At 50.5% G+C, this 19628-nt stretch carries 11 protein-coding genes; 8 read left to right on the top strand and 3 right to left on the bottom strand.

Going from position 1 to position 19628, the window contains the following annotated elements; all coding sequences use genetic code 11:
• The first annotated feature begins 31 nt into the window (after nucleotides 1-31).
• Complete coding sequence (locus ACYU8Y_RS21390; protein WP_460940138.1) at nucleotides 32-3250, top strand: WD40/YVTN/BNR-like repeat-containing protein; 3219 nt, start codon at nucleotides 32-34, stop codon at nucleotides 3248-3250.
• Between the two features lie 188 nt (nucleotides 3251-3438).
• On the opposite strand, the gene ACYU8Y_RS21395 is transcribed toward ACYU8Y_RS21390, so the two are convergent.
• Nucleotides 3439-4506, bottom strand: a complete 1068-nt coding sequence (locus ACYU8Y_RS21395) for a PepSY-associated TM helix domain-containing protein (protein ID WP_460940139.1) — start codon at nucleotides 4504-4506, stop codon at nucleotides 3439-3441.
• 399 nt (nucleotides 4507-4905) lie between these two features.
• Between ACYU8Y_RS21395 and ACYU8Y_RS21400 the strand changes: the two genes are divergently transcribed.
• The 7 genes from ACYU8Y_RS21400 to ACYU8Y_RS21430 all read left to right on the top strand — a co-directional run bounded on the left by ACYU8Y_RS21400 (nucleotide 4906) and on the right by ACYU8Y_RS21430 (nucleotide 17084).
• Nucleotides 4906-7968, top strand: a complete 3063-nt coding sequence (locus ACYU8Y_RS21400; RefSeq protein WP_460940140.1) for a VPS10 domain-containing protein — start codon at nucleotides 4906-4908, stop codon at nucleotides 7966-7968.
• Between the two features lie 32 nt (nucleotides 7969-8000).
• The gene (locus tag ACYU8Y_RS21405; RefSeq protein WP_460940141.1) at nucleotides 8001-11270 is read left to right on the top strand and encodes a WD40/YVTN/BNR-like repeat-containing protein; all 3270 of its coding nucleotides are present in this window, start codon (nucleotides 8001-8003) and stop codon (nucleotides 11268-11270) included.
• Nucleotides 11271-11326: 56 nt separating this feature from the next.
• A complete protein-coding gene (locus ACYU8Y_RS21410; protein ID WP_460940142.1) occupies nucleotides 11327-11863 on the top strand; it encodes a hypothetical protein in 537 nt (178 codons plus the stop codon).
• Between the two features lie 92 nt (nucleotides 11864-11955).
• Entirely contained in the window at nucleotides 11956-14298 is a 2343-nt protein-coding gene (locus tag ACYU8Y_RS21415; protein ID WP_460940143.1) for a TonB-dependent receptor, read from the top strand.
• A 77-nt stretch (nucleotides 14299-14375) separates the two neighbouring features.
• Nucleotides 14376-15245 carry a heme/hemin ABC transporter substrate-binding protein gene (locus ACYU8Y_RS21420; RefSeq protein ID WP_460940144.1) on the top strand — a complete coding sequence of 290 codons (870 nt, stop codon included), beginning with the start codon at nucleotides 14376-14378 and terminating at the stop codon, nucleotides 15243-15245.
• A complete protein-coding gene (locus ACYU8Y_RS21425) occupies nucleotides 15245-16312 on the top strand; it encodes a FecCD family ABC transporter permease (protein ID WP_460940145.1) in 1068 nt (355 codons plus the stop codon). The genes ACYU8Y_RS21420 and ACYU8Y_RS21425 overlap by 1 nt, the downstream gene beginning before the upstream one ends.
• A complete protein-coding gene (locus ACYU8Y_RS21430) occupies nucleotides 16305-17084 on the top strand; it encodes a heme ABC transporter ATP-binding protein (RefSeq protein ID WP_460940146.1) in 780 nt (259 codons plus the stop codon). The genes ACYU8Y_RS21425 and ACYU8Y_RS21430 overlap by 8 nt, the downstream gene beginning before the upstream one ends.
• 449 nt (nucleotides 17085-17533) lie before the next feature.
• Here the strand turns inward: ACYU8Y_RS21430 and ACYU8Y_RS21435 are convergent, their stop codons facing one another.
• Nucleotides 17534-18313: a Fic family protein gene (locus tag ACYU8Y_RS21435; RefSeq protein WP_460940147.1), complete on the bottom strand. Its 780-nt coding sequence runs from the start codon at nucleotides 18311-18313 to the stop codon at nucleotides 17534-17536.
• 302 nt (nucleotides 18314-18615) lie between these two features.
• On the bottom strand, nucleotides 18616-19488 hold the full coding sequence (locus ACYU8Y_RS21440) for an AraC family transcriptional regulator (RefSeq protein ID WP_460940148.1): 873 nt from the start codon (nucleotides 19486-19488) through the stop codon (nucleotides 18616-18618).
• Nucleotides 19489-19628: the final 140 nt, after the last annotated feature.

A 19628-nucleotide genomic window follows, 5' to 3' on the forward strand; every position in this document is an offset into this window, starting at 1 on the left:
TGCAGTGGGGAAATCACTTAACCCAATCTCTATGTCTCATTACTTTACTTCCCTTGCCGGAGCTATGGTAGCGGCCCTGCTGCTTACCGACCCTGCAGTGGCTCAACGAAAACCCAAATCGACGGCTGCGCCTGCTCAGCCATCCTCCGACAGTCTCTTTAATGGGTTGAAATGGCGGAACATCGGGCCGTTTCGAGGTGGACGTTCGCTAGCGGCAGCGGGGCATTCCGACCAGCCACTTACGTATTACTTTGGCGCAACAGGTGGTGGCGTCTGGAAAACTACCGACGGCGGGGCCAACTGGAACAGCATTTCCGACAGTACGTTTAAGTCCAGTTCGGTGGGCGCTATTGCCGTTGCCCAGTCTGATCCAAACATCATTTATGTAGGTATGGGCGAACCGGATATCCGTAGCAACATCGCCAACGGAGATGGTATTTACAAGTCGACGGACGCCGGAAAAACCTGGAAACACGTGGGGCTGAAACTGGCCGATGCCGTAAGTAATATCGAAATTCATCCTAAAAATCCTGATATCGCTTACGTGGGGGCGCTGGGAAACCCATTTGCGCCGAACAAGGAACGGGGTGTTTTCCGGACTATCGACGGGGGCAAAACCTGGAAACAAATTCTTGCCAAAGGTGACAGTATAGGCGCGGCCTGCATTGAACTTGACCCTAATAACCCGTCGATTCTATACGCATCTATGTGGAAAGCGTACCGCAACAGCTATATGATGAGCAGTGGTGGAACAGGCGGTGGCTTGTATAAATCAACCGACGGGGGCGACACGTGGATCAGCCTGCATGATAAGCCAGGTATGCCAAAAGGACTGCTAGGCAAAATCGGTATTACGGTTTCGCCGGTTAACTCCAATCGCCTGTATGCCATGATTGAAAATGCAAAAGGCGGTTTGTATCGCTCCGACGATGCGGGCGAGAACTGGCAGTTGATCAACGAAGACAAAAACCTGTGGCAGCGCCCCTGGTATTACATGATGCTGGCCGCCGATCCGCAGAACGAAAATGGACTTATTATCCTGAACGTGAATGCGCTGAAGTCATTTGACGGAGGCAAAACGTTCAAGAGCATAGAGGTTCACCACGGCGATACGCACGATATCTGGTGGAACCCCAAAAATGCCCAGAACTTCATTATTGCCGATGATGGTGGCGCAGAAGTGACCTACAATGGTGGGGCTACGTTCTCGAATATCGACATTCCGACGTCGCAGTTTTACCACGTCTCGCTCGATAATGATTTCCCGTATAATTTATATGGCGCTCAGCAGGATAACTCAGCAATTCGCATTGCCAGCCGGACAACGGATTTCTCAATCGGGCCAAGTGCCTGGTATACCGTGGCGGGTGGTGAATCGGGTTATATTACACCAGACCCCAACAACTCACAAATTACGTTTGGCGGTAGCTACGATGGGCTGATTACCCGCTACGACAAGGATACAGACCAGAATCAACGGATTAATGTATATCCTGATTACAGCATGGGGGCGCCTTCATCCGATCGGAAGTATCGCTTTCAGTGGACGTTTCCTATTGTATTTTCTCCGCACGACAGCAAAGCACTCTACGTTACGTCGCAGTATGTGCACCGGAGTATGGATTACGGGCATTCGTGGGAGGACCTCAGCCCCGACTTAACCCGCAACGACCCCAAAACGCAGGGTGATACGGGTGGCCCGATCACGAAAGACAATACGGGTGCCGAGACGTTTCCAACCATATTTACCTTCGCCGAATCACCGGTGGAGAAAGACATATTCTGGGCGGGTTCTGACGATGGACTGATGCATATTAGCCGTGATGGAGCCAAAAGCTGGCAGAAAATTACGCCCCCGACGTCCATGCTGCCGGAATGGGCCATCATGAGTATGGTACACCCATCTGATCACGTGAAGGGTAAGGCATATCTGGCGGCCAAACGCTACATGTCGGGCGACCGCAAGCCTTATATGTTTAAAACGACAGACTACGGCAAAACCTGGACATCAATTTCAGCGGGTATTCCGGCCGATGACTATTGTCACGTCGTGCGCGAAGATCCTAACAAAGCTGGCTTATTATATGCCGGTACCGAACGCGGTATTTACGTTTCCTTCAACGACGGAGCCTCCTGGCAGAAGCTGAGTTTGAATTTACCCGTTACGCCAGTCCGCGATTTGCAGATTCATAAACGTGATAAAGATCTGGTCATTGCTACGCACGGACGCTCGTTCTGGATTATGGATGACGTAACGCCGTTGCACGAAATCGCTGATCAGCAGCCCGCCTTACTTAAAAAGACGGCGCACTTGTATAAACCCCGCCCGGCTTATCGCATGGAAGGTGGGGCTGGTGGTGGTCGGGGCGGCCCAATTCTGGACGAGGGCGAAAATGCACCGAATGGCGTCATCGTTCGGTATTACCTAAAAAAGGCACCGACGAAAGAATTGAAATTGCTGTTCATGACCAGCACGAACGACACAATCATTACGTATTCGAGCACGAAAGACAAAAAAGGGCAACCCCTGAAAATTGCAAAAGAATTTTACAACGATCCGACTACGACGCGCCCCGGAACGGCTCCGGCGGTGGCAGGCATGAACGCCTTTGTGTGGGACATGCGCTACCCGGATGTAACGGCCGTCGATGGCATCAACGTTATGTGGACGGGTCGGGGCATTGGCGCGAAAGCCGTGCCAGGTAAATATAAAGTTCGGCTGTTGCTGGGCGACTCGCTAGTGGCTGAACAGCCAGTTGAAATTCTGAAAGATCCGCGCCTGAAACTGACCGACGCTGATTATAAGGAACAATTCGATTTATTGATGAAGATCAACAATAAGCTGTCGGAGACGCACAAGTCGATCAATCAATTGCGCCAGATTCGGAACCAGATCAATAGCTACATGAAAGAGGTCAAGGACTCGACCACAATCGCTAAGTTTAAGAAGGTAACACAGCCTATCCTGGACAAGCTGGATAAGCTGGAATCGACCATGATGCAGCCTAAGTCGAAAGCAGGTCAGGATGCGTTGGCGTATCCGATTCGGTTGAACGACAAAATGTCGGGTGTTAGCTCGGTGGTGTCCTCTGCTGATACGAAGCCAACCAAATCGTCTTATGTCGTCTATGAAACGCTGGAAAAGCAGGTCAATACATCGATTGGCCAATTGAAAGAGGTTATCGACCGAGATGTGCCGCAGTTTAATCGGCTGGTAACGGAGCAACATATACCGGCAATTATTCCGTAATAGACTTTTATGGGTTAAATGCGGCTGACTTAGCGCAAGATTTTGTTGAAACACCTAGCCTGTGCTAGCCCACCCGCAAACAAATACGATCACTAGAAAGCGATCCTCTATACCGACATTTGGTCAGTATGAAGGATCGCTTTCTAGTGATCGTATTTATGCCTGTGTTTTTCTCTTTAAAGGGGCGGTCAGTTCCGCTTTACAAGCCAGATAAGCAGACCTGTAATTGTAACAATGGCTGTCGCCAGAGCCAGAAGAATATAGACAATCTGAGATAGCCAGCCACCATAACGGCCAAAGTGCAGTTCCTCGAAAATGTGTTCGGCAATGTATTCCAGATCGGCGTCCCGCGCATTGAAGCCGCTCACATATTGACCCGTTCGAGCATTCATCGTAGCCGAAACGTTGTACTTGCCGAGCAAGCGGATACTACCCGGCATATTCCCGCGAATGACTAACGTCGTGTCGCCGGATTTGGGAAAGTCAATCTGCTCGGGCTCAAAACCGGCGATGGAAGCCCTGGCAGCAGCCAAGGAAGCATCGACCGCAAATCTGGCTGGCTTGACCAGCGTTGATTGGGTTTGTGGTGGTTTGGCACTGTCACCAAATTTCCGCTCGATTTGCTCCCAGTGAAAAAAAATACCCGTTGCGCTCATCATCAGCATAAAAAGCAGGGCGACAACACCCAGCCATTTATGAATGTCGGCGTACACGATACGGGCTGATTTATTCCATCGAACGCCGATTTTGAAAACGCTGAGCAGCGACCGCCGGTAATACCAGGTTCCCGTCAGAGCTGAACCCAGCAAACAAATGCCAGCCAGCCCCATGACGAAACCACCCACAGGTTCCAGCAATAAATTTTCGTGCAGTTCCCGCACCCGTCGGACCAGTGTGGCATCCGCATTGCGCGCACCGACCGTAGCCCCCGTGTATGGATTCAACACAACCCATTGCCAAATGCCCTGATCGATCAAATCAACTCGGGTAGCACTTGTTTTATCCATGCCGGCTATCTGAAGATTGAGCAGTTGAGCGGTGGGATACTGCTGATGCACCTTTGCCAGCAACTGGTCGTACGACAGGCGATTGCCGACAGGATTAACCTTAGTCAGATTCGGGTTCAGCAAGTTATCGACCTGTTTATCAATGACTAGGATTGAACCGGTAATGGTAATGATCAGAATGAATAGGCCACCTACCAAACCCGAAATTCGGTGCAGGCTATAAACGGTTTTGTCGGAAAGCGAAAACATAGAAAGAAAAGAAAAGTAACGATAGATAGACCGTTGTTAGGGGGTTGAACCGTCAACAGACCAATGAAACAGAATTGACTGACTTAGCAGGGCTAACTTAAACGGGTCCTGGCAGTTGCCAAATTTACTCTAAAAAAATCCTTACATTCAATATATTATTTCCCTTAGATGTCTTCCTATAACTCAAATTACCAATAAGCGAGAATTAGTTTAAATTAAAATTTGGCATATTTCAAAAAATCAGAATATATTTCTTTACGCATTCGTACTGTATTTAGTTTGGACTTCCCTAAGTTTGCTCAGTATACCCTACTTGATCTATACGCATCCGTCACCCGACAGGCTCATTCTGCCAAAGGCACAAAAGAATCAACGCATTGTCATAATAACCTTCTACTAATGAAGTATTTGTTCCTTATTATCTTCACTGTCATTGGCAGCGCACTCGCCAGTAGCCCGCTTTTGGCTCAGCAAAAGACGGTTGTCGATACAGCAAGCAATCTTGTATTCAAGGGAATGTCCTGGCGCAACATTGGCCCCACTCGGGGCGGGCGATCGCTGGGAGCCGCTGGTTCGCCGAGTCGTAAATTGGAGTATTATTTTGGTGCCGTAGGCGGAGGGTTATGGAAAACGACGGATGGCGGCCAAAGCTGGGGACCCGTCACGGACGGGCAGATAACTAGTTCATCGGTGGGCGCTGTGGCGGTGGCCGAATCCAACCCGGACATCGTTTATATCGGGACTGGCGAAACGCAGCTTCGGGGAAACATCATGCAGGGCGATGGGGTCTACAAAACAACAAACGCCGGGAAAACATGGACCAACATCGGCCTGAAAAATACCCAGGCAATTGCCCGTGTGCGTATCCACCCGACAAACCCGGATATTGTCTATGTAGCGGCTCTGGGCCATCCTTATGGGCCGAACGAAGAACGGGGAATTTTCCGAACGACCGATGGGGGTAAGAGCTGGAAAAAGGTGCTTTATAAAAGTGACAAGGCGGGGGGTGTTGATATTATCATCGACCGAAAAAACCCAAACGTCCTCTATGCCTCCATCTGGGAGGTCTATCGAAAACCCTGGAAAATGTGGGGCGGAGGTGGTGCATCAGGCCTGTTTAAATCCACGAATGGGGGCGACACCTGGACCGAACTAACCCGCAAACCCGGCATGCCCAAAGGGACGGTAGGTAAAATTGGCGTGACCGTTTCGCCGGTTGATCCAAACCGCGTCTGGGCCATTGTCGAAGCCGAAGACGGGGGCGTCTACCGATCCGATGATGCCGGCATGACCTGGAAGCATGTCAATGACGAACGAAAACTACGCCAGCGGGCTTTTTATTATTCCCGAATTTATGCCGATCCGCTCGACAAAAATGGCGTGTATTGCCTGAACGTTGGGTTCTACAAATCAACAGATGGCGGGGTGAAATTTAACAAAACCATTACCGTTCCTCATGGGGATAACCACGATCTATGGATAGACCCGGCTGACTCAACCCGTATGATTACATCAAATGATGGCGGTGGAGCGGTGTCAGTCAACAGTGGCAAAACCTGGACCGACGAAAACTTCCCGACAGCACAGTTATATCACATTACAACCACCAGCGATTTTCCCTATCACATTGCCGGTGCCCAACAGGATAACACAACGGTTGCGGTGGCCAGTGAGGACTGGACGAATCGGTTAGTAAAAAGCAACAGCATCAAGAAAAGCGAATGGGGATATGAAGTTGGCGGGGGCGAAAGCGGCTACATTGCCCAAGACCCGAAGAATCCCGACATTTTTTATGCTGGTAGCCAGGGAGCCCTGCTCACGCGCTATGACCGTTCGACAGGTCAAAATCGGGACGTACAGGTGTATCCTCGTTTCTTCTCGGGTGAACCGGCCAGTGCGCTACCCGAACGATGGCAGTGGACGTACCCCATTGTGTTCTCGCCCAAAGACCCAAACCGGTTGTACGTTTGTTCTCAACACGTTTGGGTATCGACCAATGAAGGTCAGAGCTGGGCAAAAATAAGTCCAGACCTAACCCTTGCCGATACCACGACGCTTGGAAAAAGCGGTGGCGTTATCACCATGGATATGAATGGCCCCGAAATCTACGCGACCGTTTTTGCCCTGGCTCCCTCCTACCACGACGTCAATACGATTTGGGCTGGTTCCGATGATGGACTCATCCACATCACCCGCGACCATGGAAAAACCTGGCAGAACATCACGCCACCGGATTTGCCCAAACACACCCGCGTGAGCATTATTGAAGCCTCACGGCACAAACCCGGCACAGCCTATGTAGCGGCTAAACGGTACCAGATGGACGACCGGGCGCCCTACATCTATAAAACGAATGATTACGGCAAAACCTGGAAAAAGATCATTACGGGCCTGCGATCAGACGATTATGCGCATTCGATTCGGGAAGATATTACCCGCCCCGGCCTGCTCTACGCGGGCATGGAACATGGTATTTGGGTATCCTTTACGGATGGTGAAACCTGGCAACCGCTGCAATTAAAGCTGCCCGATACTCAGATCGCAGACATACAGGTAACGGAAAAGGACGTGGTGGTCGGTACGCATGGCCGATCGATCTACGTACTGGACGACATCGCCCCTGTTCGGGAATTTACGCCCGAGTTGGCCAAGAAAAGCGTCCACCTATTCAAGCCCTACTATGCCGTTCGACGGGTACAACCGGCTGTTTTCCAGTATTATCTGGCGAAACAGGCCGACAGTGTGAAAGTCGAAATACTGGATGCAGCCGGAACCGTAATACAAACGTTTACCGGCAATAAGCCAACAAACCCAAAAATTGGGGAGGACGACGATGATGATGAACCGGGCAAGCCTCGGGTCAAGCTACCCACAACGGCTGCCGGGCTGAACCGCTACGAATGGGATCTTCGCTATCCCGGTGCCACGTATTTTAAAGGCATGATTATGTGGGGAGCACGTCCAACATCCGGTCCGTTGGCCTTACCCGGTCAATATCAGGTTCGCCTTACGGTGGGTGACCAGTCCTTTACGCAGCCATTTGAGATCCGACTCGATCCCCGGCTGAAGGGCGTTACGACGGCTGACGTGCAGGAGCAGTTTAAGATGGCCATGAAACTGAGAGATGAGACCAGTAAAGCCAACGACGCGGTCATTCAGATTCGGGCCATGAAGGAAAAACTGGCGAAGCAACCCGAAAATCCAGCCAGCAAGAAACTGAAGGACCAACTGAGCATCATCGAAGAAAATCTGTATCAGATCCGGAATCAGAGCGGGCAGGATCCGTTGAACTTCCCGATCAAACTGAATAACCGGCTGGCGGCTCTCTGGCGCAGCATAGAAAATGGGGATGCTAAACCAACGGATGGTTCCTACAAAGTATACGAGGAGTTAACGAATGATCTGACCAGGCAATTGACTGAGTTGGATAAGCTTACAAAAACGGCCAAAATTGGCATGTAATCCATTGCCAAACTAGTTCATCAACGTACGTCATGCCCATAATTAGCCCGCTTACTATCCTGATCGACAAGGTCTTCGTTAGCCTAAAGAATCCGTTTTGCCGGTTGTTTCACCTAGCTGGCCTAACCCTCACGTTGAGCCATTTCCAGGCGACGGCACAGTCTACACCCGTTAAAACAGCTCCGTCGCCAACGCCAGTCAATGTTTCGGTCATGAAAGCCATGCAATGGCGGAACATCGGCCCTTTTCGCGGAGGGCGTTCGGTAGCTGTCGCGGGTCATCCTACCGAACGGCTGGTGTTTTACATGGGCACAACCGGCGGGGGCGTCTGGAAAACCGAAAACGGGGGCATTACCTGGCAGAACATATCGGATGGTTTTTGCAAAACGGGTTCCGTGGGTGCCATCGCGCTGGCCAAGTCAAATCCCAATATCATGTACGTTGGGATGGGTGAACACACGCTGCGGGGCAATCTGGCCCACGGCGATGGCATGTATAAATCGACGGATGCGGGCAAGACCTGGACCCATATTGGGCTGAGCGATACGTATCACATTGGCTCGGTTATTATCGATCCGACGAATCCCGACATCGTTTACGTAGCTGCACTGGGACACGCCTTTGGACCGAACGATGAACGGGGTGTCTTCCGCACACAGGATGGTGGCAAAAGCTGGCAAAAAGTCTTGTACAAGAATCCGAACGTCGGTGCTATCGACCTGACAATCGATCCGGCAAACCCCAAAACCATTTATGCGTCTACGTTTGAATTCCGCCGGTTTCCTTGGGGCGTACGTAGCGCAGGACCGGGTGCGGGCATCCACAAATCGACGGATGGCGGCACTACCTGGACCGACATTACCCGTAATAAGGGGTTACCGACGGGCACCAACCGGGGCCGTATTGGTTTAGCACTTTCTCCGTCGAAACCCAACCGCATCTGGGCAATTATCGAAGCCGAAAATGAACAGACGGGCGTCTACCGAACCGATGATGCAGGGGCTACGTGGCAGGTAGTCAGTCAGTTTGCCGACCTGTTCCAACGGCCCTGGTATTACCATCACCTCGCGGCCGACCCCAAAGACCCTGAAACACTATGGGTGCTTAACATTGACATGTGGAAATCGGGCGACGGGGGGAAAACGTACAAAAAAGTCGACCCTCCGCACGGCGATAACCACCAGCTCTGGATTGATCCAAACGATACCAAACGGATGGTGCAGGCCAACGATGGAGGGGGAACCGTTACGTTCGATGGTGGAAACTCGTGGTCGACGATCTACAATCAGCCAACGGCCCAGATGTACCACGTCATTACCGATAATAAGTTTCCGTATCGGGTTTATGGCGCACAACAGGATAATTCAACCATTTCCGTTCCCAGCCGCTCGGATTACGGGGCTATTTATCCCAACGAAAATTACGACGTAGGCGGGGGCGAATCGGGTTATATCGCTTTCGACAAAAATGATCCGTCGATGATTTTTGCCGCTAATCACCATTGGCTTACCCGCCTGAATCAGAAGACCAGCCAGCTCAAGGATGTATCGGTCATTCCGGATGACATGTACGGCTACGGATCAGCGGATCTGGCTTATCGCTTTCAGTGGACGTACCCCGTTATGGTGTCGCCCCATAATCCAAAAGTACTGTATGCTACCTCGCAGTACGTTCATCGTTCAACCGATCAGGGAGCAAGCTGGCAGGTGATCAGCCCCAATTTGTCCCGGTCCGACCCGGCCACGCTCGAAAAAACACCGACGCTGGATGACCAATCGATTGGGAAAGATTGGGGGCCTATCAAACGGGACAATACAGGTGTAGAGTGGTATGGCACTATTTTCGCGCTGGCCGAATCGCCTAAAAAAGCGGGTATTTTGTGGTCAGGATCGGATGATGGGTACGTACAATTGTCGCAGGACAATGGCAAAACCTGGAAAAATGTTACACCGAAAGACATGCCGGCGTTTGCCCGGATCAGCATCATCGATCCCTCACCGCATGACCCGGCGACGGCTTACGTAGCCGCCTTGAAGTACAAGCAGGATGACTTTCAACCATACGTTTACAAGACCAGCGATTACGGCAAAACCTGGACTAAAATTACACAAGGAATTCCCAATGATGATTTCGTTCGGGTCGTTCGGGAAGACCCTAAACGGCGGGGGCTGCTCTATGCGGGGTCAGAAAAGGGCATGTATGTTTCCTTCAATGATGGAGCCAACTGGCAACCGCTTCAGTTGAACCTGCCGGTGGTACCTATTCACGATCTGGCGATTCAGGATAACGATCTGGTAGCGGCTACTCACGGCCGCTCGTTCTGGATTCTGGACGACCTGACCATTTTGCATCAACTGACCGATGAGGTACAAAAATCAGCCGTGCACTTGTTCAAACCCCGGCCAACGGTTCGGTTTAAAGCGGGCCTGGACCCAGCCATAAAACCAGTGCCGAATGGACCTACTGAATTAGGGAAAAACCCGCCCAATGGCGTTAAGGTCGTTTACTATTTACCGGAGAAGCCGAAGGGCCAGATTTCACTCGATTTCTTTGACGCCAGCGGACTGCTCATTAAATCCTACAAAAGCAACGCTTCTACTACGACACCTCGATCTGCCTCGGCAACGACCCCGAAAGATTCGTCCGGTTTAGCGGAAATGCGTCAGCCAAAAGCACCTGCCCGAAAAGAAACGATGTTGCCCGCTGAAGCAGGCGGCAATGCGTTCGTTTGGGAAGACATGCGCTACCCGGACCCGATTACACTACCCAATTCCGTGACACACGGACGTGCCAGAGGGCCCCTGGCCATGCCGGGTACGTACAAAGCCCAACTGATGGTAGACGGTAAAACATACGTCCAGAACTTCGAAATCATTAAAGATCCACGCATCGAGACAACACCGGCCGAGTTTAAAGAACAATTCGATATGCTCATCAAAATTCGGGAGCGGCTCAACGAACTACGGAACGGTGTTCTGACGATTCGGCAAATGCGACGACAGTTGGACAGCACGGGACGATCCGCCGATGATCAGTCGATCAAAGAATTAAAGGATAAACTACTCCGTATTGAAGACGCTTTGTACCAGTTTCGGGCGAAGGCTAATCAGGATTTGACGAATCACCCGGTTCGGCTGAATACGAAGTTCACGGCCTTGGCTGGGTTCGTTGAGTCTGATGATTCGAAACCGACTAAGCAGCAAAGTGACCAGTATAATAGCTTGTCAAAAAGCCTGGCAGAGCAGTTAAAAGCGTTAAACGCGCTAAAACCGGCGATTCAGAGCAAGAGTCGACCAAACTAAGATCCTGGTTTTCTGAATAACCCAGGATACGAACAAAGCAAATGTCTATCGGGCGTATGACAATAGTACGTGTGCTGTTGGTGGTGGTTGTATTGGCTCTTGTGGGCCTTTACGGCCATTTCTATGCCCGGGAGTTTCTGGCCAAATGGGCATTCACCCACCAAACGTATTTCGCTTCCGATAAACTGATACGTATCGCGGTTCCGAGGGCCGAGTTGTCCGATCAAACGGATTTTTTGGTAACCGAACGCGAATTTGAGTGGATGGGCCAGATGGTCGATGTACTCTACCGCGAGGTTCGCTCCGATACATTGTATGTGTATGGCTTTCGGGATGACGCCGAAACTGAGCTTAAGAAAGAGGCTCCCTGGCTGTATGAAGAAACGGCCCATGTCGATCAGACACTTAGCTCCAGGCCTACTAGTAGACGAAAGCAGATAAAATGGCGGACTACTTTTGACCTGCTTTATCTGGCCGAATCTAGCCAGCTTCCTCAGGCTACGTGGCACGGCCTTAAGCCGGTTTTCACGTACTGTTCGCTTCTGATTACACGTCCAGAACTAGACGTAATCTCTCCTCCGCCCAATTTATAGAACCCCTCTGTTTTCGACTGTCTGCTTTCCAGACATCAGGAGAGGTATGCCCTTTCCGGAAGGATTCTATGTCTACTTTTATTTAACTACTCATGAGGTTTATCTATAAAAAATACATTCTCACGCTGTTTCTGGCCCTATGCTACGGGCCGGCACTTTTTGCCCAGACGACCATAACGGGCCGAATAGTTGATCCGACTAATTTTCAACCCATTACCGGAGCATCTGTTCTGATTAGCGGCACAACGCGCGGCACGACAGCCGACGATAAGGGCCAATTTAGTCTGTCGGCGAATGAAGGGGATCAACTGCAATTTTCAGCGATTGGCTATCAGACCCTTACAGTTGGTGTTAAAGCGACTATGAGTCGCCTGACGATTGAGCTAGAGCCGTCAAATACTGACCTGAACGAAGTAATCGTGGCCGGTTACTCAGTCCCCCAAACGATCCAACGTACGGCCGGAGCGGTGGGGCTGGTAACCAGCCGCGATATTCAGCGAACCAACGGGATTCATCTTCAGAATTACGTGAACCTGATCCCTGGTGTGAAAGTAGAAATGCGGACAATTGCTGCCGGAAACCGGATCGTAATTCGTGGGTATGGCAACCAGACCAACTTCAACGGCGTTGGTTACAAAGCCTACCTGAACGACATTCCACTCACGGACGGCGACGGCACCACGTTCCTGGATGATGTTGATTTTACGACCCTGAGCCGGGTTGAAGTACTGAAAGGTCCAGGATCCAGTGCGTATGGGAATGCCATTGGTGGTGTCGTCAATTTATATACTGAACGGGCGCCAATTGGCAAAACGAGTATCAGTCAACAAGTTTTAGGGGGATCGTATGGCTTATTTCGGACCAACACATCCATCAAAACAGGCTCTGATAATACGAGTCTGAACATCAATTATGGCCATCAGAAATACGATGGTTTCCGGGTGCATGGCGGTTCACAAAAAGACTTTCTGAGTATCACCAGCGACACCTATATGAGTGCCAAACGGTCGATGTCAGTCTTTGTCGGCTATACCAATTCGTATGACTTGCTGGCCGGAGAAATAGACAGTGTAGCCATACGTGAACAACCGGAAAGCTCCGATCCGGCCTATGTCAGCAATAATGCCAGCATCAAAACAGAAAGTGCCCGGGTTGGCCTGAGCCATAGCTACCAGTTTACCGACCGATTCACGAACAAAACAACTATTTTCGTGGGGGGACAGGTTATTGATCAGCCGTTTGCGGCCGGCGTAAACAAAACGAACAAGTTCAAATTCGGTGGCCGTTCCGTGTTCACCTACAGCAACGACGCCAGTCCACTCCGACCAACGCTTAGCCTTGGTGGCGAGTTTTTGAAGAATTTCAACTACGCCAAAGGGTATGGTCTGTCTAATGGTATTCTGGGCGCCCTCCGTTCCGATCTGGAAGTACAGGCCATGCAGTACAGTGTGTTTGCTCAGGCGGCCCTACAAATAGCCCCCAAACTGACAGTGTCGGCGGGGGCAGGCCTCAATTATGTCGAGTATGGCATCACCGATATGCGGGCAGCCACAACAACGCCCCTTTACGTCAATGTGTCTGGCTATAAACGGTTCACCCCTATCGTGTCGCCAAGGGCTGCACTGGCCTACCAGATTACAAATAATGTGTCGCTATATGGCAGCGTTAGTCGGGGGTATTCCGCGCCGGGGACCAATCAGGTCGTTGTCGCACAAACGGGTGTCGTGAATTATAATCTTCGCCCCGAGTTAGGCACCAGTTACGAAATTGGCAGCAAAGGGAGCTTCCTGAATAAATCACTTACTTACGAAGTGGCTTACTTTACGATGGCCGTAACGGACAAACTCGTACCTCAGGGATTTGCGGCTACCTCGACCGTACCAGCGTATTCGATAACAACCAACGCCGGAAAAGTGCAGCACAACGGACTGGAACTGGCTATTCAGTACGCCTATCGCCCGAGTGCCGGGGCGGTTTCCCTGGTTCGTCCGTTCGTGTCGTACACCTACAGCGACTTTTACTACAAGGAGTACAGAAGCGACAATAACAACGACAACAGAACGGTCGATTATACAGGTAAGAAAGAGTCAGGTATTGCGCCAAACCTGCTGAATGCCGGTGTCGATCTGGAAATCCGATCGGGCTTCTACCTGAATGGAACCATGATGTATGTCGACAAGATGCCCATTAACCTGCCCAACAACCATTTCGCCCCGGCCTACACGCTTGTGAATGGAAAACTGGGCTATCGTAGTGGATTGGGGAATCATTTCAGTCTGGATGTGTACGTGGGTTCGGACAATATGCTGAGTAGTACGTATTCCTCATTGGTTTTCCTGAACCTGGCCAACCCGACCAACAACCGGCCCCTGGCCTACAATCCATCCCCGAAGATTACGGTCTACTCTGGAGCGATGCTGAAATACATATTTTGAGCCTGTGTAGAGACCGGTCCGCCGATGCGGCATAGTTGCGTCTCTACACAGTACAATACTAAACCAACTACGAATCAATGAAAATCATTAAAACAGCTCTTTTTCTAGCGCTCGCCACCCTTACCTTTGGGGCCTGTACATCTGATAAAAAAGACCAGACAGAAGCCACAACCAAACAGCGAATAGTCTGTGTCGCCAAGCAACTGACCGAATTGATTTACGCCCTCGGGGCTGGCGATCAGTTGGTGGGCGTTGATTTGTCGAGTACGTATCCACCGGCTGCGCAGAAACTCACCAAAGTAGGCTACCATCGTCTCCTGAATTCCGAAGGAATCATTGCCCTTAAACCCACGGTCGTTTACCACGATGGTAATGTAGCGCCGGAAGCCGTGATGGAGCAGTTGAAAAAAGTGGGTGTGCCGATGAAAGTATTCCCAGACGCGCACACGATTCCCGAAGTCAAAGCCCTGTTTGACTCACTGGCGGCCCAGTTTGGCGCTCAGAAACAAGCCGATAGTCTGAAAACAAAGCTGGATGCTGATCTGGCCAAAGCCGCTGAAGACGTGAAGCAGTACAAAACCACCCCTAAAGTGGCGATCATTCATTTTGGCCGGGTCATCAACAACTACCTGGTTATCGGAAAGGCCGGAACCGCTTCATACATGCTCGGTCTGGCAGGTGGCAAAAACGTAATGGACACCCTGAAGGGCATGAAACCGCTTAGTCCGGAAATCATCAGCAAAGCGCAACCCGATATTATTCTGGTGACGGATTTCGGTTACGACCGGTTGGGTAACGCCGAGAAGTTAGCGACGCTTCCGGGCATTGCCCTAACCCCCGCGGGCAAAAACAAGAAGATTTATCGCATCGAAGAACACGACCTGATTTATCTTGGACCGCGCACGGGCGAAAACGTACAGATGCTCATGAAGTTAATTCATCAGTAATGAAACTACCCTCCCTATCCCCTGCTCAGTGGTACGGACTACTCACGGGACTACTTATAATTTCCATCGTGGCTGCTTTGCGGATTGGTGCCGTCGACCTGTCGTTTGATGATATCGGACATATCCTGCAGAAGGGCATCGGCTTCTCAAACGCAACTGTCGACCCGATTTCGCAGGGGCTTTTTCTGCAGATCCGGTTGCCCCGCGTATTGCTGTGTGCTACTGTTGGAGCTGGGTTGTCGGTGTCAGGGGTCTTGATGCAGGCCTTATTTCGTAATCCCATCGTTGAGCCGGGACTGGTTGGAACCAGTTCCGGCGCAGCTTTAGGAGCCGCGTTGGTCTTTGTGCTTGGCAAGAACATCAACTGGGCCTTTACCGACGCGCTGGGGTTATTTTTGCTTCCGTGTGTTGCCTTTACATTTGCCTTTCTGGCGACATTTCTGGTATACCGAATTGCATCAATGAGCGGTAAAGTAAACGTAGCGACCATGATTCTGGCGGGTATCGCGATCAATGCGCTGGCAGCCGGTGGAACGGGTTTTCTGTCATACATTGCCCGCGACCCGCAGGCCCGTTCCATCACCTTCTGGAATTTAGGCACCTTTTCCGGAGCCGACTGGACCCAATTTGCCATTGTATTACCCGTTACGATGGTTGGTATTCTTCTGGCCCTTCGTTTCACCAAAGCGCTGAACATTCTTATTCTAGGGGAAGATGAAGTTCGCCATCTTGGCTATAACATTGACCGGCTCAAGATTCAGGTGTTGCTGTTAAATACGCTGCTGGTAGCTGTTGGAACAGCGATGGTTGGTGTGATTTCATTCGTTGGACTAGTGGTACCGCACGTACTTCGGTTACTAAAGACGTCGGACAATCGATTTCTGGTCATTGCTTCGGCCTTACTGGGCGGGTCTTTACTCACGATGGCGGATACCATTGCGCGCCGGCTGGTGGCACCCGCCGAATTTCCTATTGGTGTTATTACTGCCTTTGTTGGCGCGCCCGTATTTATCTGGCTGCTTGTCCGCAATGCCCGGTCCTTCCAAAAAGGAGGTTTTTATGCTTAGAGCCGAACATCTGTCTTTTCAAATTGGTGGAAATCGTCTGATTGACGACGTATCGCTGATGCTTATGCCCGGCGAGTTCACAATGGTATTAGGGCCGAATGGGGCCGGGAAAAGCACGTTACTGAAGCTATTGACGGGAACAGAAACACCCTCACAGGGCCAAGTTTGGTATGGCGATCAACTTCTGAAGTCGATACCCCTCGCTACATTGGCCCGACAGAAAGCGGTGCTCTCGCAATTAATATCGTTGCCATTCGACTTGCGTGTATCAGACGTCGTGATGATGGGTCGTTATCCGTATTTTGATCTCAGCCCAACCAGCCAGGATAAAAAAATTGCGGATGACTGTCTAGAAGCGGTAGGCATGTTTTCGTTCAAAACACGTGCGTTTGCCTCACTTTCGGGTGGAGAGAAGCAAAAGGTTCACCTGGCTCGGGTACTTGCTCAGTTGTACCGTCAACGGTCGGATAAATCGGTAAAGTATCTTTTTCTCGACGAACCTATTTCGGCGCTGGATATTCATTACCAACACCAAATCCTAAAGCTGGTACGTGACTTAGCGTCGCATAATATGGTCGTCTTTGTTATCGTTCACGACATCAATCTAGCCCTGCAATACGCTCAAAAGGTAATCCTGATCGACCAGGGGAACATTTATGGTATTGGTCATCCAGATGACGTACTTACCAAACATGCTATTGAAACGGTATTCAAGCTCACCCCCTATTTCATGACGCATCCTGAAACCGGCAGACGGGTTATGATTTGCTGATTTTTTCGTACTTAGGTAGATCATAGCTTATTGAGGCTGTTGTCACATACCAAGGACTTTAGTTCCCGTAAAATGGCATAATATGGGTCTGTTTAGTGGAGAGCTCTCGATCGCTCTTTTACAGGACTCATGTGTTTAATGTCCCATGCACCCTAATCAGAAATCGATTACTTAAGTGGATGCCCTTCGTACTACTATGCCAGCAGAATGGCCAGTACGTATACTGTACATCTGCGTGTAAACTGCCTAAACTTGATCCGTTCAATACAATGGTATTTATTCATATTAATTGATCGGATATCAACCTGAAAGCCAACATACTATTCTCAACTTGATCCGTATTCAAGATCGTTTATGAAAACGTCCGATTCCAATTAGGGCAAGACATCAGAAAGAAAAATAATTAACCTCATCCGCTCCTCACCTACACAGTTTAATCAACCAAACATTTACGGTTCAAAAGGCGGCTGCATACTGCCTTCTTCCAACAGCCTTACCAACTGACTATGCATAAACTGCACAATTGCTACCGTCGTTTTCTGCTGCCAACTGGCTTCCAGAGAACTCAGGTAGGCTACCCGCTGATCAACATAAACCAGACTCAGCGGCAGGTTATGGTAGCGCTCAACGTAGTTCATCAGCAGCCGGGCCATAGGGCCGTTACCTGCCCCAAAAGGATGGAGAGTCAATAACTGAAAATGAACCTCAAACGCGAAATCATACATCTGTCGGGGCGTTTTCAGCTGGCTGATGTGGGTATTGATGCCCTTGAGCAACTCGTCAAGAGCGGCAGGTAATTTGTGGGCGGCTAGTAAGGGGCGCTTGCCGATCAGCACACTATCGATTCGTAAGTCTCCTCGACGCGTATCGAACTGGCTCAATAAGGAGTAGACCGATTCTCCCGTCTGACGCATGAGTGTAGCGGCAATTTCTTGCAGGGCGATCCGGTTGATAGGTTGGCGCTGGCTGGCCATGGTCAGGATCTGCTCGAGTGCCTGATAATGGTCAAGGATACGCAACTGGTCAGGCAACCAATAGTCAGAAACCGGTTGGTCGTTTTGTATTAATTGGCAAGTTTGAGCGAAGGTCAAGCTTGCTCCTTCGAGGGCCGTCGCGTGGTAAGTAAGTCGAACCAACTCGTTAAGTTCATAGATGTTGCCATCGGCGAACGTACTTCGATAGCCATCCAGAAGTTGAGGCAGGGGTGGATACATGGATGGGTTTGGCATGGGATCGACGAAGGGCCGGTTTACATGCGGTAAGTGTAGTAAAAAAATCGCTTACCTGAAAAGCCGCGTTTGTTGACGCTAGGTACGGCGTTTAGCCGCTATTGATTGAGGGGTTACAGTCCCTCGTTCCTGTCGCACAAACTCATCTCAATTGTGAGAATAAGCGGTTGATTAATGAGACGGCAATTTGAGACTGCAGCTCAAACAGATTGACTTTGCCATAACAATTACTGTACCCATCGCTTAAAACGGGCGAAATTTGAGACGACCAGTTCAAGTGACAAATCGCTTATCGGACGGGTCTATGCGTGAATAGATAGCTCACTTTGTTTCCGGAATGCGCCCGGAGCAACACCAACCACCTTGTGAAATAAGCGGTTAAAATACTGAGCATCTTCAAAACCCAGCACCTCCGCTATTTCTTTGACGCTCAGATCAGAGTAGTAAAGTAACCGCTGAGCTTCCCGCATCAGTTCCTGCTGAATAAAGTAGGTGATCGGGAAACCAGTCACGGATCGGACGGTGTCAGTCAAGTGGCTAACGCTCATATGCAGGTGAGCGGCAAAGTGGGCGGGCCGTTTCATGGACTTGAAATTCCGACGCAACAGTTGCTTGAAGGCCTTCGTAATTTCGATGCTCCGGCTGGAGTGGCGAATCAACTGGGATTGCTCCATCGATAAATAAGCCGACACTAGCTGATACACAAAGGCAATCACCAGCGACTGAATAACGGGTTGGCGAAACAATTGAGCCGGATCGCCATAAACCGTATGGACATGACCGATAAATGAGAAAAAGTGGGTGGATTGACCGGGCGATAAGGGCAGAAAAATAACCTCGGACAGTCGTTGGTCCAGCAGGCTTCGTAGTCCCTCATCCAGCAGGGCCGGATCAAACGCCAAAAACCAGCCTCGCTCCACACGAGCCCAGTTGACCTGATGAATCTGGCCGGGATAGGACAGAAAAAGCGTTTGATCCGTCAGCTTGATAGGCTGAAAGTCAACTTCCAGCTCTAGCTCGCCTTTATCGATCAGCACACAATAATAGAAGTCATGGCGGTGAGGCTTTACGCGTTCGTAGGCTGAAGTCGCCTGTCCCCCACCGGCCGCTTTGAGGTATACCCCCGCCACCCAATCGTCCATCCGGTGAACCGGTATGCGTTGATCACTATTCATATAATTTATCAAGCTACCCAGATCGTTGACGTTTACTCACCAGGCCATCGTCACCCTGGGCCAGTCAGTCCTCTGAGCGTCGCCGTCATGACCGCTAGGGTCCTGAAGAAAAGGCAAGGATGCTGCTGTCTGGTATAGGT

This window comes from Spirosoma humi (assembly GCF_054776575.1).